The sequence below is a fragment of the Actinosynnema pretiosum genome (assembly GCF_024171695.1).
Classification (GTDB): Bacteria; Actinomycetota; Actinomycetes; order Mycobacteriales; family Pseudonocardiaceae; genus Actinosynnema; species Actinosynnema pretiosum.
Genome location: NZ_JAMTCF010000002.1, coordinates 17,705 through 35,581, shown reverse-complemented (window position 1 = coordinate 35,581; position 17,877 = coordinate 17,705). Strand labels below are relative to the sequence as shown.

Annotated in this window: 17 protein-coding genes and 2 tRNA genes; 7 read left to right on the top strand and 12 right to left on the bottom strand. The window is 71.5% G+C overall.

What is annotated here, in order from left to right:
- Nucleotides 1–16: 16 nt before the first annotated feature.
- From smpB to LV78_RS03455, 5 genes are all read right to left on the bottom strand, one after another.
- The gene (gene smpB, locus LV78_RS03475; RefSeq protein WP_012783568.1) at nucleotides 17–502 is read right to left on the bottom strand and encodes an SsrA-binding protein SmpB; all 486 of its coding nucleotides are present in this window, start codon (nucleotides 500–502) and stop codon (nucleotides 17–19) included.
- Between the two features lie 30 nt (nucleotides 503–532).
- Nucleotides 533–1,435: a permease-like cell division protein FtsX gene (ftsX, locus tag LV78_RS03470; RefSeq protein WP_253843279.1), complete on the bottom strand. Its 903-nt coding sequence runs from the start codon at nucleotides 1,433–1,435 to the stop codon at nucleotides 533–535.
- A 38-nt stretch (nucleotides 1,436–1,473) separates the two neighbouring features.
- On the bottom strand, nucleotides 1,474–2,163 hold the full coding sequence (gene ftsE, locus LV78_RS03465) for a cell division ATP-binding protein FtsE (protein WP_012783566.1): 690 nt from the start codon (nucleotides 2,161–2,163) through the stop codon (nucleotides 1,474–1,476).
- Nucleotides 2,164–2,386: 223 nt separating this feature from the next.
- Nucleotides 2,387–3,490 carry a peptide chain release factor 2 gene (gene prfB, locus LV78_RS03460; RefSeq protein WP_253843278.1) on the bottom strand — a complete coding sequence of 368 codons (1,104 nt, stop codon included), beginning with the start codon at nucleotides 3,488–3,490 and terminating at the stop codon, nucleotides 2,387–2,389.
- A gap of 71 nt (nucleotides 3,491–3,561) precedes the next feature.
- Nucleotides 3,562–4,062: a PadR family transcriptional regulator gene (locus tag LV78_RS03455; protein ID WP_253843277.1), complete on the bottom strand. Its 501-nt coding sequence runs from the start codon at nucleotides 4,060–4,062 to the stop codon at nucleotides 3,562–3,564.
- A 446-nt stretch (nucleotides 4,063–4,508) separates the two neighbouring features.
- Between LV78_RS03455 and LV78_RS03450 the strand changes: the two genes are divergently transcribed.
- Nucleotides 4,509–4,709: a hypothetical protein gene (locus LV78_RS03450; RefSeq protein ID WP_012783563.1), complete on the top strand. Its 201-nt coding sequence runs from the start codon at nucleotides 4,509–4,511 to the stop codon at nucleotides 4,707–4,709.
- A 69-nt stretch (nucleotides 4,710–4,778) separates the two neighbouring features.
- On the opposite strand, the gene LV78_RS03445 is transcribed toward LV78_RS03450, so the two are convergent.
- The 3 genes from LV78_RS03445 to LV78_RS03435 all read right to left on the bottom strand — a co-directional run bounded on the left by LV78_RS03445 (nucleotide 4,779) and on the right by LV78_RS03435 (nucleotide 8,290).
- Nucleotides 4,779–4,852 (bottom strand) — tRNA-Met (locus tag LV78_RS03445).
- A 243-nt stretch (nucleotides 4,853–5,095) separates the two neighbouring features.
- Nucleotides 5,096–5,169: transfer RNA gene (locus tag LV78_RS03440), tRNA-Met, on the bottom strand.
- Nucleotides 5,170–5,284: 115 nt separating this feature from the next.
- Entirely contained in the window at nucleotides 5,285–8,290 is a 3,006-nt protein-coding gene (locus tag LV78_RS03435; RefSeq protein WP_308208671.1) for a UPF0182 family protein, read from the bottom strand.
- A gap of 109 nt (nucleotides 8,291–8,399) precedes the next feature.
- Between LV78_RS03435 and LV78_RS03430 the strand changes: the two genes are divergently transcribed.
- The gene (locus LV78_RS03430) at nucleotides 8,400–8,942 is read left to right on the top strand and encodes a PPA1309 family protein (RefSeq protein ID WP_253843276.1); all 543 of its coding nucleotides are present in this window, start codon (nucleotides 8,400–8,402) and stop codon (nucleotides 8,940–8,942) included.
- A 62-nt stretch (nucleotides 8,943–9,004) separates the two neighbouring features.
- Here the strand turns inward: LV78_RS03430 and LV78_RS03425 are convergent, their stop codons facing one another.
- Nucleotides 9,005–10,165, bottom strand: a complete 1,161-nt coding sequence (locus LV78_RS03425) for a YlbL family protein (RefSeq protein ID WP_253843275.1) — start codon at nucleotides 10,163–10,165, stop codon at nucleotides 9,005–9,007.
- 79 nt (nucleotides 10,166–10,244) lie between these two features.
- Here LV78_RS03425 and LV78_RS03420 point away from each other — a divergent pair, with 79 nt between their 5' ends.
- Nucleotides 10,245–11,639 (top strand): zinc-dependent metalloprotease, encoded by a 1,395-nt coding sequence (locus LV78_RS03420; RefSeq protein ID WP_253843274.1) that lies wholly within the window; start codon nucleotides 10,245–10,247, stop codon nucleotides 11,637–11,639.
- A gap of 3 nt (nucleotides 11,640–11,642) precedes the next feature.
- Here the strand turns inward: LV78_RS03420 and LV78_RS03415 are convergent, their stop codons facing one another.
- The gene (locus tag LV78_RS03415) at nucleotides 11,643–12,170 is read right to left on the bottom strand and encodes a M48 metallopeptidase family protein (protein ID WP_253843273.1); all 528 of its coding nucleotides are present in this window, start codon (nucleotides 12,168–12,170) and stop codon (nucleotides 11,643–11,645) included.
- Between the two features lie 201 nt (nucleotides 12,171–12,371).
- Between LV78_RS03415 and LV78_RS03410 the strand changes: the two genes are divergently transcribed.
- The 4 genes from LV78_RS03410 to LV78_RS03395 all read left to right on the top strand — a co-directional run bounded on the left by LV78_RS03410 (nucleotide 12,372) and on the right by LV78_RS03395 (nucleotide 16,349).
- Nucleotides 12,372–12,527 (top strand): DUF5679 domain-containing protein, encoded by a 156-nt coding sequence (locus tag LV78_RS03410; RefSeq protein ID WP_012783557.1) that lies wholly within the window; start codon nucleotides 12,372–12,374, stop codon nucleotides 12,525–12,527.
- Nucleotides 12,528–12,718: 191 nt separating this feature from the next.
- Nucleotides 12,719–13,762 (top strand): TOMM precursor leader peptide-binding protein, encoded by a 1,044-nt coding sequence (locus tag LV78_RS40540; protein WP_301305822.1) that lies wholly within the window; start codon nucleotides 12,719–12,721, stop codon nucleotides 13,760–13,762.
- Between the two features lie 607 nt (nucleotides 13,763–14,369).
- The gene (locus LV78_RS03400) at nucleotides 14,370–15,680 is read left to right on the top strand and encodes an ABC1 kinase family protein (protein WP_253843272.1); all 1,311 of its coding nucleotides are present in this window, start codon (nucleotides 14,370–14,372) and stop codon (nucleotides 15,678–15,680) included.
- A 111-nt stretch (nucleotides 15,681–15,791) separates the two neighbouring features.
- A complete protein-coding gene (locus tag LV78_RS03395; protein ID WP_253843271.1) occupies nucleotides 15,792–16,349 on the top strand; it encodes a hypothetical protein in 558 nt (185 codons plus the stop codon).
- Nucleotides 16,350–16,742: 393 nt separating this feature from the next.
- Here the strand turns inward: LV78_RS03395 and LV78_RS03390 are convergent, their stop codons facing one another.
- Both LV78_RS03390 and LV78_RS03385 read right to left on the bottom strand, forming a co-directional pair.
- On the bottom strand, nucleotides 16,743–16,922 hold the full coding sequence (locus LV78_RS03390) for a hypothetical protein (protein ID WP_253843270.1): 180 nt from the start codon (nucleotides 16,920–16,922) through the stop codon (nucleotides 16,743–16,745).
- Nucleotides 16,919–17,812 (bottom strand): class I SAM-dependent methyltransferase, encoded by an 894-nt coding sequence (locus tag LV78_RS03385; protein ID WP_253843269.1) that lies wholly within the window; start codon nucleotides 17,810–17,812, stop codon nucleotides 16,919–16,921. The genes LV78_RS03390 and LV78_RS03385 overlap by 4 nt, the downstream gene beginning before the upstream one ends.
- Nucleotides 17,813–17,877 lie beyond the last annotated feature (65 nt).

Below are 17,877 nucleotides of genomic sequence, written 5' to 3'. Positions count from 1 at the left end.
CGGAAGAGGTCGGGGCCTAGTACCGGCCGCCCTTGCCCTTGAGCGCCCGGCCGTGGGCCTTGGCGATCTCCCGCTGCGCGTCGCGCTTGGCCAGGTCCTGGCGCTTGTCGTAGGACTTCTTGCCCTTCGCCAGCGCCAGCTCGACCTTGACGTAGCCGTCCTTGAAGTACATCGACAGCGGGATGAGCGACAGGCCGCTCTCCTTCGTCTTGCCGATGAGCTTCTCGATCTCCTGGCGGTGCAGCAGCAGCTTGCGCTTGCGCCGCACCTCGTGGTTGGTCCACGTCCCCGCCACGTACTCGGGGATGTGCAGCGCGTGCAGCCAGACCTCGCCGTCGTCGACCTGCCCGAAGGCGTCGACCAGCGACGCCCTGCCCATGCGCAGGCTCTTGACCTCCGTGCCGACGAGCACGACGCCGGCTTCGTAGGTGTCGAGGATGGTGTAGTCGTGCCGAGCCTTGCGGTTCGACGCGATCACCTTCTGACCGCGTTCCTTGACCATGCTGAAGACCTTACGCGAGCGGGCCAGCGGTTATAGGCGCACGTACAACCGGAGGGTGACGTAGCCGGTGAGCGCCGAGATCAGCACGGACACGCCGAGCAGGACCGGCGAGATGACCATGATGTCCAGCATCCCGAGCTGCGGCAGGATGCCGGAGGTGAACAGGTCGCCGAGCACCGAGTCGAGCGCGGTGACCTTGAAGAGCATCAGGCAGGCGACGCCGAGCACGGCGCCGATGATGCCCGCGACCACGGCCTCGATGAGGAACGGCAACTGCGTGTACCAGCGCGTCGCGCCCACCAACCGCATGATCCCCACCTCCGTCCGGCGGGTGAACGCCGACACCTGGATGGTGTTGGAGATCAGCAGCAGGGCGGCGAACGCCTGGAGCGCGGCGAGTCCGAGGGCGCCGTCGCGCACGCCGTTGAGGACGTCGAACAGCCGGGACAGGAACTCGCCCTGGTCGCTGACCGACTTGACGCCCGCCTCGCCGGTGAACGCCTTGACGATCACGTCGGCGCGGTCGGGGTCCTCCAGCTTGACGCGGAAGGTCGCGGGGATGGCCTCGGGGCGGGCGAGCTTCACCAGCTCGGGCTGCGCCTCGAAGATCGTCTTGAACCGCTCGTAGCCCTGCTCGCGGTTCTCGTACACCACGGACTCGACCCCGGAGGTGCTCTCCAGCTTGCTGCGGAGTCCGGAGCACGGGTCCTGCGTGCAGTCCTTGTCGTTGGCGCTGACGTCGTTGGTCATCATGACCGCGACTTCCAGCTTGCCCTGGTAGTTCGCCTGCATCTTGTCGACCATCCGGACGACGAGCAGACCCATACCGAGCAGGAACAGGGAGATCGCGGTCGTGAGGATCATCGCGATCGTCATCGTGACGTTCCGGCGCAGGCCGGTGACGACCTCGCTGAACACGAAGCTGGTACGCATCGGGGGGAACGTTCCTCAGGGTCGGGGTTGGGTGGAGGTCAGCGGCCCACGCCGTAGACGCCCCGCTTGTCGTCGCGGACGATGTGGCCGTGGTCCAGTTCGACCACGCGGCGGCGCATCGAGTCGACGATCGAGTGGTCGTGGGTGGCCATCAGCACCGTCGTCCCGGTGCGGTTGATGCGCTCCAGCAGCAGCATGATGTCGTGGCTGGTGTCGGGGTCCAGGTTTCCCGTCGGCTCGTCGGCCAGCAGCATCAGCGGCCGGTTGACGAACGCGCGCGCGATGGCCACGCGCTGCTGCTCGCCACCGGACAGCTCGTGCGGCATCCGGTCGGCCTTGCCGTCCAGGCCCACCAGCTGCAGGACCTCGGGGACGACCTTGACGATGGTGTTCCTCGGCTTCCCGATGACCTCCAGCGCGAACGCGACGTTCTCCGCCACGGTCTTGTTGGTCAGCAGCCGGAAGTCCTGGAAGACGCAGCCGATGGACTGGCGCAGGCGCGGGACCCGGCGCCTTGCCATCTTGGCCACGTCGAAGTTGGAGACGTAGACGCGCCCCTTGCTCGGCACCTCTTCCCGCAGCAGCAAGCGCAGGAAAGTCGATTTGCCGGACCCGGAAGCCCCGATGAGAAAGACGAACTCACCTTTGTCCACCTCGACTGAAACGTTGTCGAGCGCGGGGCGCGTTGAGGTCTTGTAGACCTTGGACACGTGTTCGAGGCGAATCACGGGGGGAGTCTACAAGCGGCACAGGTAACGGTCACGTATCGGCCCACCCCTGTACGGAGGGTGATCCCGCCGGTGATCAGCGGTGGCACGCTGGGTGATCGCGACCGGCGCCGTTACCCGATCATGACCCGGACGTGGCGGTGGCCGTGGCGGCGGACGTGGCCCCGGACACGACGACGGCGGGCGGGCGCGGGGCCCGCCCGCCGTCGCGGGGTCGCTGCGATCAGGCGCTCTGCCGCTGCTTGCGCCAGCGGATGCCCGCCTCCAGGAAGTCGTCGATCTCGCCGTCGAGCACGGCGGACGGGTTGCCGACCTCGTGCTCGGTGCGCAGGTCCTTGACCATCTGGTACGGGTGCAGCACGTAGGAGCGCATCTGGTTGCCCCAGCTGGAACCGCTGTCCTTGAGGGCGTCCATCTTGGCCTGCTCCTCCTGGCGCTGCCGCTCCAGCAGCTTCGCCTGCAGGACGGCCATCGCGGTCGCCTTGTTCTGCAGCTGCGAGCGCTCGTTCTGGCAGGACACCACGATCCCGGTCGGGATGTGCGTCAGGCGCACGGCCGAGTCGGTGGTGTTGACGCCCTGGCCGCCGGGGCCGGAGGAGCGGTAGACGTCGACGCGCAGGTCCTTCTCGTCGATGTCGACGTGGTCGGTCTGCTCGACCACCGGCACGACCTCGACGCCCGCGAACGAGGTCTGGCGGCGGCCCTGGTTGTCGAACGGCGAGATGCGCACCAGCCGGTGCGTGCCCTGCTCGACGCTGAGGGTGCCGTAGGCGTAGGGCGCGGTGACGCGGAAGGTGGCGGACTTGATGCCCGCCTCCTCGGCGTACGAGGTGTCGAAGACGTCGACGGAGTAGTTGTGCCGCTCGGCCCAGCGCGAGTACATGCGCAGCAGCATCTCGGCGAAGTCCGCCGCGTCCACGCCACCGGCCTCGGCGCGCACCGTGACCAGCGCGTCACGGGCGTCGTACTCGCCGGAGAGCAGGGTCCGGACCTCCAGCGAGGAGATCTCCTCGCGGAGCTTGGCCCGCTCGGCGTCCGCCTCGGCGGCGCTGCCCTCGTCGCCCTCGTCCTCGGCCAGCTCGTAGAGCACGCCGAGGTCGTCCAGCCGGTTGCGCAGCGCGGTCACCCGGCGCAGCTCGCCCTGCTTGTGGGACAGCTGGCTGGTGACGCGCTGCGCCTTCTCCTGGTCGTCCCACAGGTCGGGTCGGGCCGCCTGCTCCTCCAGCTCCGCGACCTGGGCCCGCAGAGCGTCGAGGTCCATCACCGCCTCGATGCTGGCGAGCGTGGCGGAGAGGTCCTTGATGTCTGCCTCGACGTCCAAGTTCACGGCAGAAGGTTACGCCGGCACCGGTCGCGCAGCGCGACCGGATTGCGCGCGCGGGGCCGGTGGAGACGGCCTCATCCGGTGGGAATGGCGTCGAGGAGCTTGAGGACGGCCTTGGCGTGCGCGAGCGCGAACTCGGCGACGGCCTTGGAGTAGGCGTCCTCCGCGGTCTTCACGGCGGTCCTGGCGGCCTCCTGGTCGGCGCCGTAGGTCGCGCGGGCGGTGTCCACGAGGCCCTGGCGCTGCTTGGGCGTCAGCGACCCCGCGTGCACCATGCGCAGGATCAGGGGGCTGCGCAGGTGGTCGGGGCCGGGTTCGGTGAGCAGCCAGTTCTTGAAGGCCTTCTTGCCCGCCGCGGTGAGCACGTACTGCTGGCTGGAGCGGGGGCCCTGCTTGCCGAGGCGCAGCAGGCCCGCCTCCGCCAGCGCGGGGAGCTCGCGGTACACCTGGCTGCGGGTGACGCTGAAGAACGCGCCGAAGCGCTCTCCCGCTTCCGCAACGAGCTGGCCGCCGGTCTTGGGTCCGTCGTGCAGCAGACCGAGGAGGGCCGCTGCCGTCGCGTTGAGGTCCGACACAACGTCAACCGTGCCACGACCACGGGCAGGTGTCCACAATGGTCAGCCGTTCTGTCCACTGTGGCTGATCACGGGCTAGCGGCGTTGGTCCATGCGGAGCAAGGGGAAGCTCCGCAGAGTGACCATCGACCGGGAGCGGTCCACCCTTTCGGCCGCTTGATCGAGATTTCCCAGGTGGAGTGGAAACCTTTGGGGCGCAACGCAATCACCATCACGAGGAATACTCAAGATCGTTCGCGACCGGCCCCGGTGATCACCCGAACGGCAGTGTCCCGACCCGGCCCACTCACCGGCTGCATCGGTGCGACCGGGGTCGCCCGACCGCCGTTAGCACAACCCGGTGATCCCCGCTCCGCACACTGGCGGACCCGGCCTCCGGTGGGACCATTACCGCAGGTGCGCCCGTGGTCGGGCGGAGGCCGTTCGGCACGAGGAGGTTGACAGCTGTGGGCTTCAAGTGGGCTGGAACGAGCACCAAGGTCGTCCGCAATGCCCGTGCGTGGGCCAGCGGCACCGGACCCGATCAGGGGGCCAAGGACGAGTGCATGGTGTGCGGGAAGCAGATCCGCAGGCACCGCACCGTCAGCGGCGAGGGCCGGGTCTGCTCCCTGACCTGCGCCCAGTACTGGGCGGAGAACATGTCCTGAGCCCCGAGGGAGCGCGGGAACGACAAGAAGACCCGGTGCGCCGAGGCGCACCGGGTCTTCTTCATTCAGTAGCGGGGACAGGATTTGAACCTGCGACCTCTGGGTTATGAGCCCAGCGAGCTACCGAGCTGCTCCACCCCGCGCTGCTGTTGTGATAGCTACTTTACACAGGAGCGGGGAAGAAGCCAAATCGCCTCGCCACCCGCCGGGGGAAATCGGGAAAACCCCTGTTCACCCCCTGTTTCACGGAGCGGAAATTCGGGGCTCCAGCACCCTGCCGGGGATCTTTGTGACGCGAACCACAGCAATGGGATTTTCGCGTGACGCCCGACCGGAAAACGAAAAAACCTCCCACCGGAGATCCGGTGAGAGGTTTTTCCTCTTTGTAGCGGGGACAGGATTTGAACCTGCGACCTCTGGGTTATGAGCCCAGCGAGCTACCGAGCTGCTCCACCCCGCGTCGGTAAGGTGAACTCTACGCGGAAGCGGACGGGAAATGCAAATCGGGTGCCCCCGCCGTGGCGGGGACACCCGATTTCGCTGGTCAGCGCCTTTTCAGGCGCGGTCCGACCGGATCAGTTCGTCGGCGTCGGCGACGAGGTCACCGAGGACGACGGGGTGGACGGGGCCGCCTTGCTCGCCTCGTCGAACTTCCGGCTCGCCTCGTCCAGCGCCTTGAGCGCGTTGCCCTGCGCGGCGAAGTCACCGCTCGCCTGGGCCGACTTGAGCTGGTCGAGGGCGCTGCGGATGTCCCTGGCCGCCTGCTGCATCTCCGGCGTGTACGTCTGGTTGCCGCCGTCGGCGTTCGGCGTCGACGGCGGGTTCGAGGTCGACGGCGACTGGCCGTTGTTCGTGCCGGGCAGGTCGGGGACCTGCTGGGACGCGCCGGACAGCACCTGCTCCAGCGCCTCCTTGAGGGTGGACGCGTAGCCCACCTTGTCGCCGAAGCTCACCAGCACCTTGGACAGCTGCGGGTACTGGGTGTTCTGGCTGGCCCGCTCGATGTAGACCGGCTCCACGTACAGCAGGCCGCCGCCGACCGGCAGGGTCAGCAGGTTGCCGTAGACCACCTTCGTCTTCTGCTGGGTCAGCAGGTTCAGCTCGGAGCTGACCGTGGCCGAGGTGAGGAACTGGGTCTGGATCTGCTGCGGGCCCTTCGCCTCGTTGTTGAGCGTCAGCACGCTCATCTTCCCGTAGTTGTCCGGGTCGGACCGGACCGTCACGTACGAGGCCATGAACTCGCGGTTCTGCCGCACCAGCGAGCTGGTCAGCTGGAAGCTCACCTTGTTCGGGTCGCCGGTGGGATCACCCGCCACCACGTAGAACGGCGGCTGCTGGTCGCGCGCCTGCTGGTTGCTGCTCTGCTGCTGGTCGACCGTGATGGCGTTGTCGACCGTCGGGTCGGACGGCACGCCCCAGAACGAGACGCCCGAGTAGAAGTCGCGCGGCTCGGACACGTGGTACCGGGTCAGCGTGTCCCGCTGGACCTTGAACAGGTCCTCGGGGTAGCGCAGGTGCTCCAGCAGCGACTGGGACATCTCGCTCTTGGCCTTGACCGAGCCGGGGAAGACGCCCATCCAGGTCTTCAGGACCGGGTCGCTCTCGTCCATCTCGTACAGGGTCACCGTGCCGTCGTAGGCGTCGACGGTGGCCTTGACCGAGTTGCGGATGTAGCTGATCTCGCGGTTCGGCTGCTGCGCCACGCCGGGCAGCGAGTCGTTGGTGGCGTCGCCCAGCGCGGTCTTGCGCGCGTACGGGTAGTTGTCGAGCGTGGTGTACCCGTCCACGATCCAGGTGATCTTGCCGTCGACGACCGCGGGGTACGGGTCGCTGTCGACGGTCAGCCACGGCGCCACGTCCTCGACGCGGTCGCGCGGGTTCCGGTTGAAGATGATCCGCGAGTCCTCGCCGACCGCCGAGTTGAACAGGATGTTCCGCTCGCCGTAGTAGGCGGCGAAGGCCAGCTTGTTGAAGATGCCGCCGATCCGCACACCGCCCTGGCCGGTGTAGTTGTACTGGGTGCCGTCGGTGTCGTACTCGCTCGGCGCGCCCGCGCCCCGGCCGCCGACGATCGCGTAGTCGGTGCTGGTGCCCAGCTCGCCGTAGTAGGTGCGCGGCTGCTCGACCCCGAACTTGCTGGGGGTGACCTCGCCCTGCTGGTTGACCTCGGCGACCTCGAACACCGGGTAGCCGCCGTTGCCGCCGTTGCCGTTCTCGTCGGCGGGCGAGTTCACCACGCTGGCCTCGGCGAAGACCATGCCGTTGCCGTGGGTGTAGATGAGGTGCTGGTTGATCCAGTCGCGCTGGCCCTGCGGGATGCCGCTGGTGTTCAGCTCGCGGACCGCGACGATGTAGTCCTGGATCTCGTCCTCGACCTTGTACCGGTCGACGTCGAGCTTCTCCGGGAACGCGTAGAACGGTCGCAGCTGCTGGAACTGGGTGAAGGTCTTGGAGATGACCGCCGGGTCCAGCAGGCGGATGTTGCCGAGGGTGGCCTGGTCGGCCCTCAGCTCCTCCAGGGAGACGTTCTGCTTGCCCTCGTACGGCTTGGTCTCGACCTTGTCGTCGGTGAGCCCGAAGGCCTCCTTGGTGGCCGCGATGTTGCGGCTGATCGACTCGGCCTCCTTCTCGATGGCGTTGGGGCGCACCGAGAACTGCTCCAGCACGGCGGGCCAGGCCGCGCCGACGAGGACGCTGGACAGCACCAGCAGCACGGTCGCGATGGCCGGGAGCTGGAGGTTGCGCATGACCGCGCCCGCGAAGAACGCCACGGCGCAGAAGACCGCGATGAACAGCAGGATCAGCTTGGCGGGCAGCACCGCGTTGAGGTCGGTGTAGGTGGCGCCGTCGAACTTGTCGTTCCGGTCCGAGAACAGCAGCTGGTACCGGTCGAGGAAGTACGCCACCGCCTTCAGCAGCACGAAGACGCCCGCGACGACGGCGAGGTGGACCCTGGCCGCGGCGGAGAGCTGGCCGCCGCGACCGGCGAGCCGGATGCCGCCGAACAGGTAGTGCGCCACCACCGCGCCCGCGAACGCGATCGCCGTGGCGATGAACAGCCAGGACAGCAGCCACGTGTAGAAGGGGAGCTTGAAGGCGTAGAAGCCGATGTCGAGGCCGAACTCGGCGTCGGTGGACCCGAACGGCGTGGCGTTCAGGAAGAGCTGGAACTCCTGCCAGTACGCCTGCGCCGAGGTTCCCGCGACCACGCCGACGACGACCGGGATGGCGATGGCGAACAGGCGCAGCCGCCTGGACACCACCGACCGGTAGCGGGCGACGGGGTCGTCGGGGCCTGCGACGGGGACGAAGACGGGGCGGGTCCGGTAGGCGACGATCAGGCTGACCGCGAGCAGTCCGCCGACCAGCAGCCCGACGCCCGCGAAGAGGCCGAACTGGGTCAGCAGGACGGTCGTGAAGACGTTGCGGAAGCCGACTTCGCCGAACCAGAGCCATTCGACGTAGGTGCCCAGCAGCCTTGAGCCGGTGATCAGACCGACCAGGACCACCGCGCCGATGATGAGGAGGATCCGGCTGCGACGGGACAGCCTGGGCAGTCCGACCGGGGGCCGTGTGGCCACGTGGCACACTCCTGGGTATCGCGGGTTGTGGCGTTGCGTACGTTCTGTCCAACTCTACGGAGGTGGCGCGGGGTTCCCCGTTCGGTCGACCGATTGGGCGGATGCGACCATGGCCCGCGTGCCTGCCAGTGAAACCCCGCCCGTGGTCCTGCCCGCAGTAGCCCGTGAGGTGGAGGAGTTCGTCTCCACCGGGGGCTGGAACCAGCCGGTGCAGCTGTTCGCCCTGGTCAGTACGGCCGCGCTGCTCGCGCAGCAGCCGGAGCTCGCCGGGCAGCTGGACCCGGAGGCCTCGCCGCTGACCCCGATCGCCCAGGACTCGCTGCCCGACTCGGAGCTCGACCGGGCGCTGGCCGGGATCGAGTGGCCGGACGTGGTGTCCGGGTGCGCGATCGCCCAGGAGATCGTGGTGCTGCCGCCCGCCGCCGAGGAGGAGCTGTCCTCCGGCCAGCTGGACGACGAGGCCGCGAAGCAGTTCGCCGCCGCGCACCCGGACCGGCGGGAGGCCCGCCTGGTCGCCGCGGTGCTGCGGGACGGCTCGGCGGCGTGCGTGCTGCGGCTGCGCGGGACGACCGAGGTGCCCGAGGAGGTCGTGGAGCACCCCGAGCTGGCCCCGAACCTGACCAGCGCGCTGCTGGAGACGCTGCGCCCCTGACCTGCCCGTGACGCCCGAAGGCCCCCGGTCGGACCGACCGGGGGCCTTCGGCGTGCTCGGGGTCAGCAGCCGGGCGCGTCCTCGCCCTTGGCCAGCGCCTCCAGCGACGTCACGGCGTCCTGCAGGGTCTTGACCCTGATCAGCCGGAGCCCGTCGGGGGCGTTCTGCCTGGCCTCCTCGCAGTTGCCGTCGGGCACGAGGAACGCCTCGGCGCCGCCCTCGCGCGCGGCGACCATCTTGAACGGGATGCCGCCGATGCGGCCGACCTCGCCGGTCTGGGTGATCTCGCCGGTGCCCGCGACGTGCTTGCCGCCGTTGAGCTCGCCGGGGGTCAGCTTGTCCACGATGGACAGCGCGAACATCAGGCCCGCGGAGGGGCCGCCGACGTCGGACAGGCTGATCGTGATGTCGAACGGCACGTCGGCGCGGTCGGCCGGGACCATGCCGAGGAAGCCGGTCTCGCGGTCGCCCGCCTGGGCGAGGGTGACGCGCGCGGTCTTGCGCTCGCCGTCGCGCAGGAAGACGAGGTCGACCTGGTCGCCGGGCTTGGTGGACTCCAGCGCGGGCCGCACCTGGTCGGCCGCGGTGATCTGCCTGCCGTTGACCTCGACGAGCTGGTCGTCGGGCTGGAGGGCGGCGTCGGCCGGGGTGCCCTTGGTGAGCTCGGCGACGAGGACCTTCTTGGGGTAGCCGAGGTAGCTCAGCGCGGCGACCTCGGCGCTGCTCTGCGAGTCCTTGAACGCGCGGGTGTTCTCGTCGCGGACCTGCTGCTCGGACTCGCCGGGGCGGAAGAACTCCTCGCGCGGGGCGAGCGCGTACCGGCCGCTGAGCCAGAGGCCGAGCGCGCCGAACAGGGACACGTCGTCGGTGAGCGAGACCGTGGTCATGGTGAGCGTGCCGCCGGTCGGGAAGGTCTCCTGGCCGTCGACGGACACGACCTGGTGGCCGCCCGCCTCGCCGAGCGTGTCGTAGGTGGGGCCGGGGCCGAGCGCGACGTAGGGGACGCGGGCGAACCCGCCGAGCAGGCCGAGCACGAGCACCAGCACGAGGCTGATCACGAGCGTCCACGTGCGCCTGGTCAGACCGGTCCTGCGCGGGGGCAGCGGGGCGCCGGGCACGGGCGGCGGCGGTGGCGGCGGTGGGGCCTCCTCGACCGGCGGGCGGTCGGCTTGGAGGGTCTCCTCGGGCGCGCTGTCGTGTCCGGTGTCGCTGCGCTCGCTCACCGCCCCAGCGTACGGGCACCGCGCTCGCCCTCCGCGAACCGGCACCGCGCGGCACGCCGGGCCCGCGTACCGTGGTGGTATGAGTGACCTGCCCTTCGGGTTCAGCCCGCAGGACCCGGATGACCGAGGCCGCAAACCCGAGGACCAGGGGGGCGCGGGCAACCCCTTCGACTTCAACCAGCTCGGCGCGATGCTCAGCCAGCTCGGCGCGATGTTCAGCAACGCGAGCAGCACGTCCGGGCCGGTGAACTACGACCTGGCCAAGCAGATCGCCTTCCAGCAGCTCGCGGGCAAGGGCGGTTCGGTCGGGTTCGGGCCCGACCAGGGCAGCGCCGTGTCCGACGCGGTGCACCTGGCCGAGATGTGGCTGGACCCGGCGACGGCGCTGCCCTCGGCGAGCCGCGTGGTGCAGAGCTGGACCGCGCGCGAGTGGGTCGAGCGCACCCTGCCGACGTGGCAGCGGTTGTGCGACCCGGTGGCGCAGCGCGTGTCCGGCGCGTGGGTCGAGGCGATGCCCGAGGAGGCGAAGCAGGCCGCGGGGCCGCTGCTGTCCATGCTCGGGCAGATGGGCGGGATGGCGTTCGGCTCGCAGCTGGGCGGCGCGCTGGCCCAGCTGGGCTCCGAGGTGCTGACCTCGTCCGAGGTGGGGCTGCCGCTGGGTCCCGAGGGGACGGCGGCGCTGCTGCCCGCGAACATCGAGAAGTTCACCGAGGGCCTGGAGCGGCCCTCCAGCGAGGTGCTGGTCTTCCTGGCGACCCGCGAGGCGGCGCACCAGCGGTTGTTCAGCCACGTGCCGTGGCTGCGGCAGCGGCTGCTGGACACGGTGGAGGAGTTCGCCAAGGGCATCACCGTCGACACCTCGGCCCTGGAGCAGCTGGCGGGCCAGGTCGACCCGGCCAACCCGGCGAGCTTCGAGGAGGCGATGAAGTCCGGGATGCTGGAGCCGCAGACCACCGAGGAGCAGAAGGCCGCGCTGGCGCGCCTGGAGACGCTGCTCGCGCTGGTCGAGGGCTGGGTGGACGTGGTGGTCGCCGAGGCCGTTGGCGAGCGGCTGCCCGGCGCGGAGGCGCTGCGCGAGACGCTGCGGCGGCGGCGCGCGTCCGGTGGTCCGGCGGAGCAGACGTTCGCGACCCTGGTGGGGTTGGAGCTGCGGCCCCGGAGGCTGCGCTCGGCGGCGGCGCTGTGGAAGCTCGTGGGCGACCAGCACGGGCTGGAGGCGCGCGACTCGCTGTGGGAGCACCCGGACCTGGTGCCGACGGCCGCCGACCTGGACGACCCGATGGAGTTCGCGGAGCGGTTCGGGAGGACGCGGGCGGCGCTGGAGAACCCGATGGAGGAGCTGGAGCGCGCGATGCGCGAGCCGGGCGCCGGTTCCGACGCGAAGGACTCCGGTGCGGAGGACTCGGGCGGGAAGGGCACCGGGCCCTCCGAGCCCGAGGACGGCGCCTCGGGTTCGGGCGGGCGCGGCGAGTAGGGGTCAGTCCTCCTCGGTGATGCCGAGGCCGGCGGCGGCGGACAGGCCTTCCAGGTAGCCCATCGCCCGCTCCGACCTCGGGTACCGGTGCACCAGCTCCCAGAAGTCCTTCCCGTGCCCCGGCACGTGCAGGTGGGCGAGCTCGTGCACCAGGACGTAGTCGAGCACCCACGGGGGCACGTCGCGCAGGCGTTCGCTGATGCGGATCGTGCCCTCGCTGGGGGTGCACGACGCCCAGCGCGTGCGCATGGGCGGGACCCAGCGCACGCTCGTCGGTTCCAGGCCGTCCAGGTAGCGGCCCGCGAGCTCGGCGCAGCGGCTCGCCAGTGCCGCGTCGGACACCCGCGTGGGTGACCGGCGCTTGGTCTCGCTGCGCTGGAGGCGGCTGAGCATCTCCGCCACCCAGTGCTTCTCCTCGGTCTTGCTCATGCGTGCGGGCAGCAGGACGACGACCGTGTCCCCCTCGCGGTACGCGCTCACCATTCGGCGGCGCCGGGCGCTGCGCCGCACCTCCACCTGCGGTTCGGGCATGGCGTTCACGGTAAGCCCACGGACCGACAATTCGCGGCGGCCAAGCGGCGGTGCGTCCGGGGGCGGCTGATCGAATTACCCCAAAAGGCGGCTGGACACGCGGGTCTTGACGTGCGCGGACGAGGGGAGTCGCAGGTAGCGTGCCACCCACCCCCGAGTGTGGCGCAGATCGCCCGCACTCTCGAAGCAAGGGAGGAAGCCGTGGCCGAGAGCTACAACGGCTACTGCGTCAAGTGCCGGGAGAAGCGCGACTTCACGGGTGAGGTCAGCGAGAGCAACAACCGCCGGATGGCCAAGGGCAAGTGCCCGGTGTGCGGCACCACGGTGACCAGGATCCTCGGCAAGGCCCAGGTCTGACCGCCGGGTGGCCGGGGCGGGCCGGTCCCGGCCACCCGGCCGCTCGACGGGCCGCTTCCCACCCGGTTCGGCTTTCGGCCGAGCCCGGCTCCCGGTTCGGCGTCAAGTCGCCCGATCGTGGCCTGTGGATGGCCGAAGGACCTGTGGACAGAGGTTTTTGCGCAGGTCAGCGGGCCGGGCAGGCTCGTGGCATGACCGTTCCGCACCGCCCTCGCGTGCTCCCCGGACTGCCCGTGCTGCGCCGCACCGCCGACGTGCTCCAGATCGGCACCGACCCCAGGCACGGGGTGGTGCTGGGGGAGGTCGGGCGGGGGTTGTTCGAGGTGCTGCTCGACCTGCGGGGCGAGCGCACCTCGGCCGAGCTGGGCGAGCGGGTGGGCGGGGAGCGGGACGACCTGCTGGAGGTGCTGGGCGCGCTGGCCGGGCGGGGGCTGGTGGAGGAGGCCGTGCCGCACCGGCACGAGCGGCTGGTCCCGGAGGCGACCACGTGGGCGCTGCGGGGGCGTCGCCCGGCGGCCGGGCTGGTGGAGGCCCGCGCGGGGCTGGCGGTGGTGGTCAGGGGCGACGGGCGGCTGGCGGTGGCGATCGCCGCGCTGCTGGCCTCGGCCGGGGTGGGCCGGGTGCAGGTGGTGGCGCGGGGCGTCGTGGCGGCGGGGGACGTCGGCGGCGGCGGGTACCGGGCGGCGGACGTGGGCAGGCCGCGCGGCGAGGCGGCGTGGGAGGCGGTGCGGCGGGCGGAGCCCTCGGTGCGGGGCGGGGTGGTGACCGGGCAGCCCGATCTGGTGGTGCTGGCCGACGCGCTGGTGCCGCCGCCGGAGGTGCTGCACGCGCTGCTGCTGGAGGGCACGCCGCACCTGGTGGCGCGGGCCCGCGAGGGGGTGGGGCTGGTGGGGCCGCTGGTGGTGCCCGGCCGGTCGAGCTGCGTGCGGTGCGGGGACCTGCGCAAGGCCGAGGAGGACGGGGACTGGCCGGACCTGCTGGCGCAGCTGGTGGACCGGCCGCAGCTGGCCGACCTGGCCACGACGGGGGCGACGGCGGGCGTGGCGGCGGCGCAGGCGCTGCTCGCGCTGGACGGGGAGGAGCAGGCCTCGGGCCGTCCGCCGACGTGGGACCACGTGCTGGAGGTCGACGCGTACGGGGGCGTGCTGACGCGGGTGCCCGCCCCACCGCATCCGCGCTGCTATTGCCACACCAGGACCCCGGACGGGCGCGGGCCGTTCGGGGGGCCCGAGTGACACCCGCCGGGGCGCGTCCGTCCGGAGCGCGCGTGGTCCGTGAGGTGGTGTTTCGCGCGGGCCCGCGCCCCGGAGGGACGCGCCCGTCCGGGGGAAGCGAACGAAGATCATTCCGCCTGGCCGGGACCGTTCACCGCTGCGGGTCGGGCGGTGCGCGCGGGGGAGGTGGGGAGTCCGGGTGAGGGGGCTGGAGTCCACCTGGGGCGGCTTCGCGCGGAGCGGTCCGGGTGGGTGAGGCAGTGGCGGTCGGCGGGGACGCCGGTGGCGGCCTGCGGGGGCGGTGGCACGCGCGGGTCGGCGGGCCCTGGTCCGCGCCGGGACGCTCGTCGGTCCCCGCGCACCGCCTCGTCCCCCACCGCTCGCCACTCGCCCGAAGGTCCCCGGCAGCCCCCCGCCACCGCCGGGTTCGCGCGTTCCGCCGCATTCGCCCGATCTCGCGCACCACCCTGCGCGCACCCCGCCCCCACCTGCGCTTTCCTCTCCCCCACCCCCTATCTGGCGGTGCGCGTCCGCCGACTTTCCCGGTGCCTCACACGCCCCCTGTGTAGGTTTTGGGTTGGGCGCGCAACACGGCGCACCGCAGACCGGCCAGGGAGAGAGTCACCCGGTGAGCGAGATCCCGCGCAAGGCCGTGCAACGCACCGCCAAGCTGGCCAGCCTCCCGATCGGGGTGGCGGGCCGCGTGGTGGGTGGCTGGGGGAAGCGGCTCGCGGGCCGCAGTTCCGAGGACGTCAACGCCGAGGTGTCCGCGAAGACCGCCGAGCAGCTGTTCGCCGTGCTGGGGCAGCTCAAGGGCGGGGCGATGAAGTTCGGCCAGGCGCTGAGCGTGTTCGAGGCCGCCGTGCCCGACGAGCTGGCCGCCCCGTACCGCGAGGCGCTGACGAAGCTCCAGTCCGCAGCGCCGCCGATGCCTGAGCGCACCGTGCACCGGGTGCTCGCCGAGCAGCTCGGCGCGTCCTGGGGGAAGCGGTTCGCGGAGTTCGACGACTCCCCCACGGCGTCGGCCAGCATCGGCCAGGTGCACCGCGCGGTGTGGCACGACGGCCGCGAGGTGGCCGTGAAGGTCCAGTACCCCGGCGCCGACGAGGCGCTGCGCGCGGACCTGCGCCAGCTGATGCGCTTCAGCAGGCTCATGCAGGCGATCATCCCCGGCGCGGAGGTCAAGCCGCTGCTGGAGGAGCTGCACGACCGCATGGTCGAGGAGCTGGACTACCGCACCGAGGCCGACAACCAGCGCGCGTTCGCCAAGGCGTTCGACGGCGACGACGAGGTGCTGGTGCCCAAGGTGGTGGCCAGCTCGCCGAAGGTGATGGTCAGCGAGTGGACCGAGGGCAAGCCGCTGGCGCGGATCATCCTGGAGGGCGAGCGCGAGGAGCGCGACCTGGCGGGCACGCTGCTGTCCCGGTTCCACTTCTCCGCGCCGAGCCGCTCCGGCCTGCTGCACGCCGACCCGCACCCCGGCAACTTCATGCTGGGCGCGGACGGCCGGTTGCGGGTGCTGGACTTCGGCGCCGTGGCCAGGCTGCCCGAGGGGTTGCCGCGCACGCTCGGCGAGCTGACCAGGTTGGCGCTGGAGAACCGGCCGGAGGACCTGCTGGGGGTGCTGCGCCGCGAGCACTTCGTGCGGCCGGGGACGACGCTGCCCGGTGAGGAGATCCAGGCGTTCCTGGGGCCGTTCGTGGAGCCGCTGCGCGAGGAGGTCTTCCACTTCACCCGCACGTGGCTGCGCGGTCAGGCGGAGCGGGTGGCGGACCTGCGCAACCCGGACTCGCAGACGGGCCGCTCGCTGAACCTGCCGCCGCAGTACCTGCTGATCCACCGGGTGACGCTGGGCGCGACGGGCATCCTGTGCCAGCTGGACGCCGAGGTGCCCGCGCGGGCGATCGTCGCGCGCTGGCAGCCCGGCTTCGCGGACTGACCTAGCACCTCCCGCACGGTCGGCCAACCGGTTCTCCACAGCCCGACCACTTGTCCACAGCCCCCGGTCCTCCTCCTGGCCCCCGCTCCTCCCGTCCCGCAGGATCAAGTCATGACCAGCGAAGACGTGATCCGAACGGTGGACCTGCGGGCGTCCGGGGTGCCGAGCCACGTGATCGAGGCCCGGTGCAGGCCGGGTGGCCGGTGGCAGCGCGTGCTGCCCGGCGTGGTGCTGCTGAGCGCCGATCCGCCGACCTTCCTGCAACGGCTGCGCGCGGCCCAGGCGTACGCGGGGCCGGGTTCGGTGATCACGGGCGTGGCGGCGCTGCGCGCGCAGGGCGTGCGGGGTCTGCCGGACAGCGGGCGCGTGCACGTCCTGCAACCGGAGTCCCGCCGCCTGACCGGCTACGACTACGTGTTCCTGGAGCGCACCACCCGCTTACCGCAGCCGGTGCGCGGGCACGGCCTGTCCCTGGCCCCACCGGCGAGGGCGGTCCTGGACGCGGCCCGCCGCGAGCCGCACCCGCTGCGCCTGCACCACCTGCTGGCGGCGGTGGTCCACGCGGGCCTGTGCACGGCGCAAGCCCTGCTGACCGAACTGGACGCGGGCAGCAGGCGGGGCACGGCGGCGCCCAGAGCGACCTTGCACACCCTGCTGCCAGCGACCTGAAGCCGCGCGGTGGTTCGGGGAGGGGTTGGGTTGGGGATGGCCCTGGTCATCCGTGGCCGGGTTCGGGTTCGCAGGTGGTCAGGGCCGGGTCCGTGGATTCGGTCGCAACTGGCACCGCCCCGCAGTCCGAAGTGGACGTGGACGTGGACGTGGACCGGCGATCGGTTCTGCAGGCCGACCGCCGGTTCCGCGCTCCACCCCTCATTCCGGTCCCGGCACCGAACCCGGTGCGTGTCACCGGGTTCCGGGTGGTGCGCCGCCCTCCCGGCACGTTCACCGACTTCCCTGCACGTTCACCGACTTGCTGCGGGACGTTCGCGCTCGACTCAGGCAGGTGTTCCAGTCAGGCAGGTGTTCCAGGAGGTGTTCCGGCAGGGGCGTCAGGGGGTGCGGTCACCAGTACTCGGTGGGGAGCTTGGCCTCGATGTCGCGCACGTGCGCACGCGCGCAGTCGGGGCACAGCCAGCGCTCCCTCCCCCGCTCCTGCTCGCGCACCCAGGCGAGCGCCTCCCCGGTCGGGGAGTCGTCCACCCGCTGCGCGCCGCAGCGGGAGCAGACCGGCGCCGGGGTCATGACCTGCGCCCGGTGTGGACGGTGTTGGCGCTCAAGAGGAACAGGTCGTCGCGCGCCCCGAGGTAGGCGGGGTGCCCAGGGTCGAGGAGGTCTCGGAGCACCGCCCGGTCGGCGGCGTGCAACCGCTCGCCGCAGGACTCGGCGAGTCGCCGGACGTGCGCGAGCACCCAGTCGCGGACCTGTGGCGTGGTCGGCGCCGGGTGGTCGACGAGGTGGCTGAAGGCCTGCACGTCGCGCAGTCCGGCGGCGGTGAGGACGGCTCCCCACCCCTTGGTGAGCCGGACCGAACCGGGGATGTTCTCGCGCATCCGCGCGAACCACTCCCCGCGCGCGGCGGAGAGCCGGTCGGCCAGCCCAGGGCTGCCGACCCCGATGTCCCAGGGGAGGAAGCGCGCGTCCAAGCCGCCTTCGGCGAGGGCGAGCAGTCCGCCGGGCGCGAGCGAGGCGGCGAGCGCCGACACCGTGGCCGCCTGGTCGGGCAGGTGGTGGACGACGCCGGAGGCCCACACCAGGTCGGCGGTGGGCAGGAAGGAGGAGGGCTGTTCGGAGGTGAGGTCGCCGAGCACGGGCTTGACCCGGACGGAGGTGGTGGGCGAGTCCGTCTCGTAGGCGGCGGCCGTGCGGGCGGCGGCGGTGGCGGCGTCGAGCAGTTCGGGCACCGCGTCGACCAGCACGAGCGTGCCACCACCTCGGGCGGCCAGCGCCTCGGCCAGCACCAGCGCCATCCCACCAGCGCCGGAACCGACGTCGACCACGGTCGGCGCGTCGGGCAGCCCGTCGACGAGCCGAGCGGCGACGAGGCGCGCGGCGTCAGCCTGCAACCCATCGGCCCGACGCAGGTCAGCGAGACGGGAGTTCCAATCGATTCCATCAGCTGTGTGAGCGGCCACACCCCGCACGGTACCGAGCCGGAGCGAACGCAGCAGCCCACCGCAGGAGTCCCGAGACACCCAGG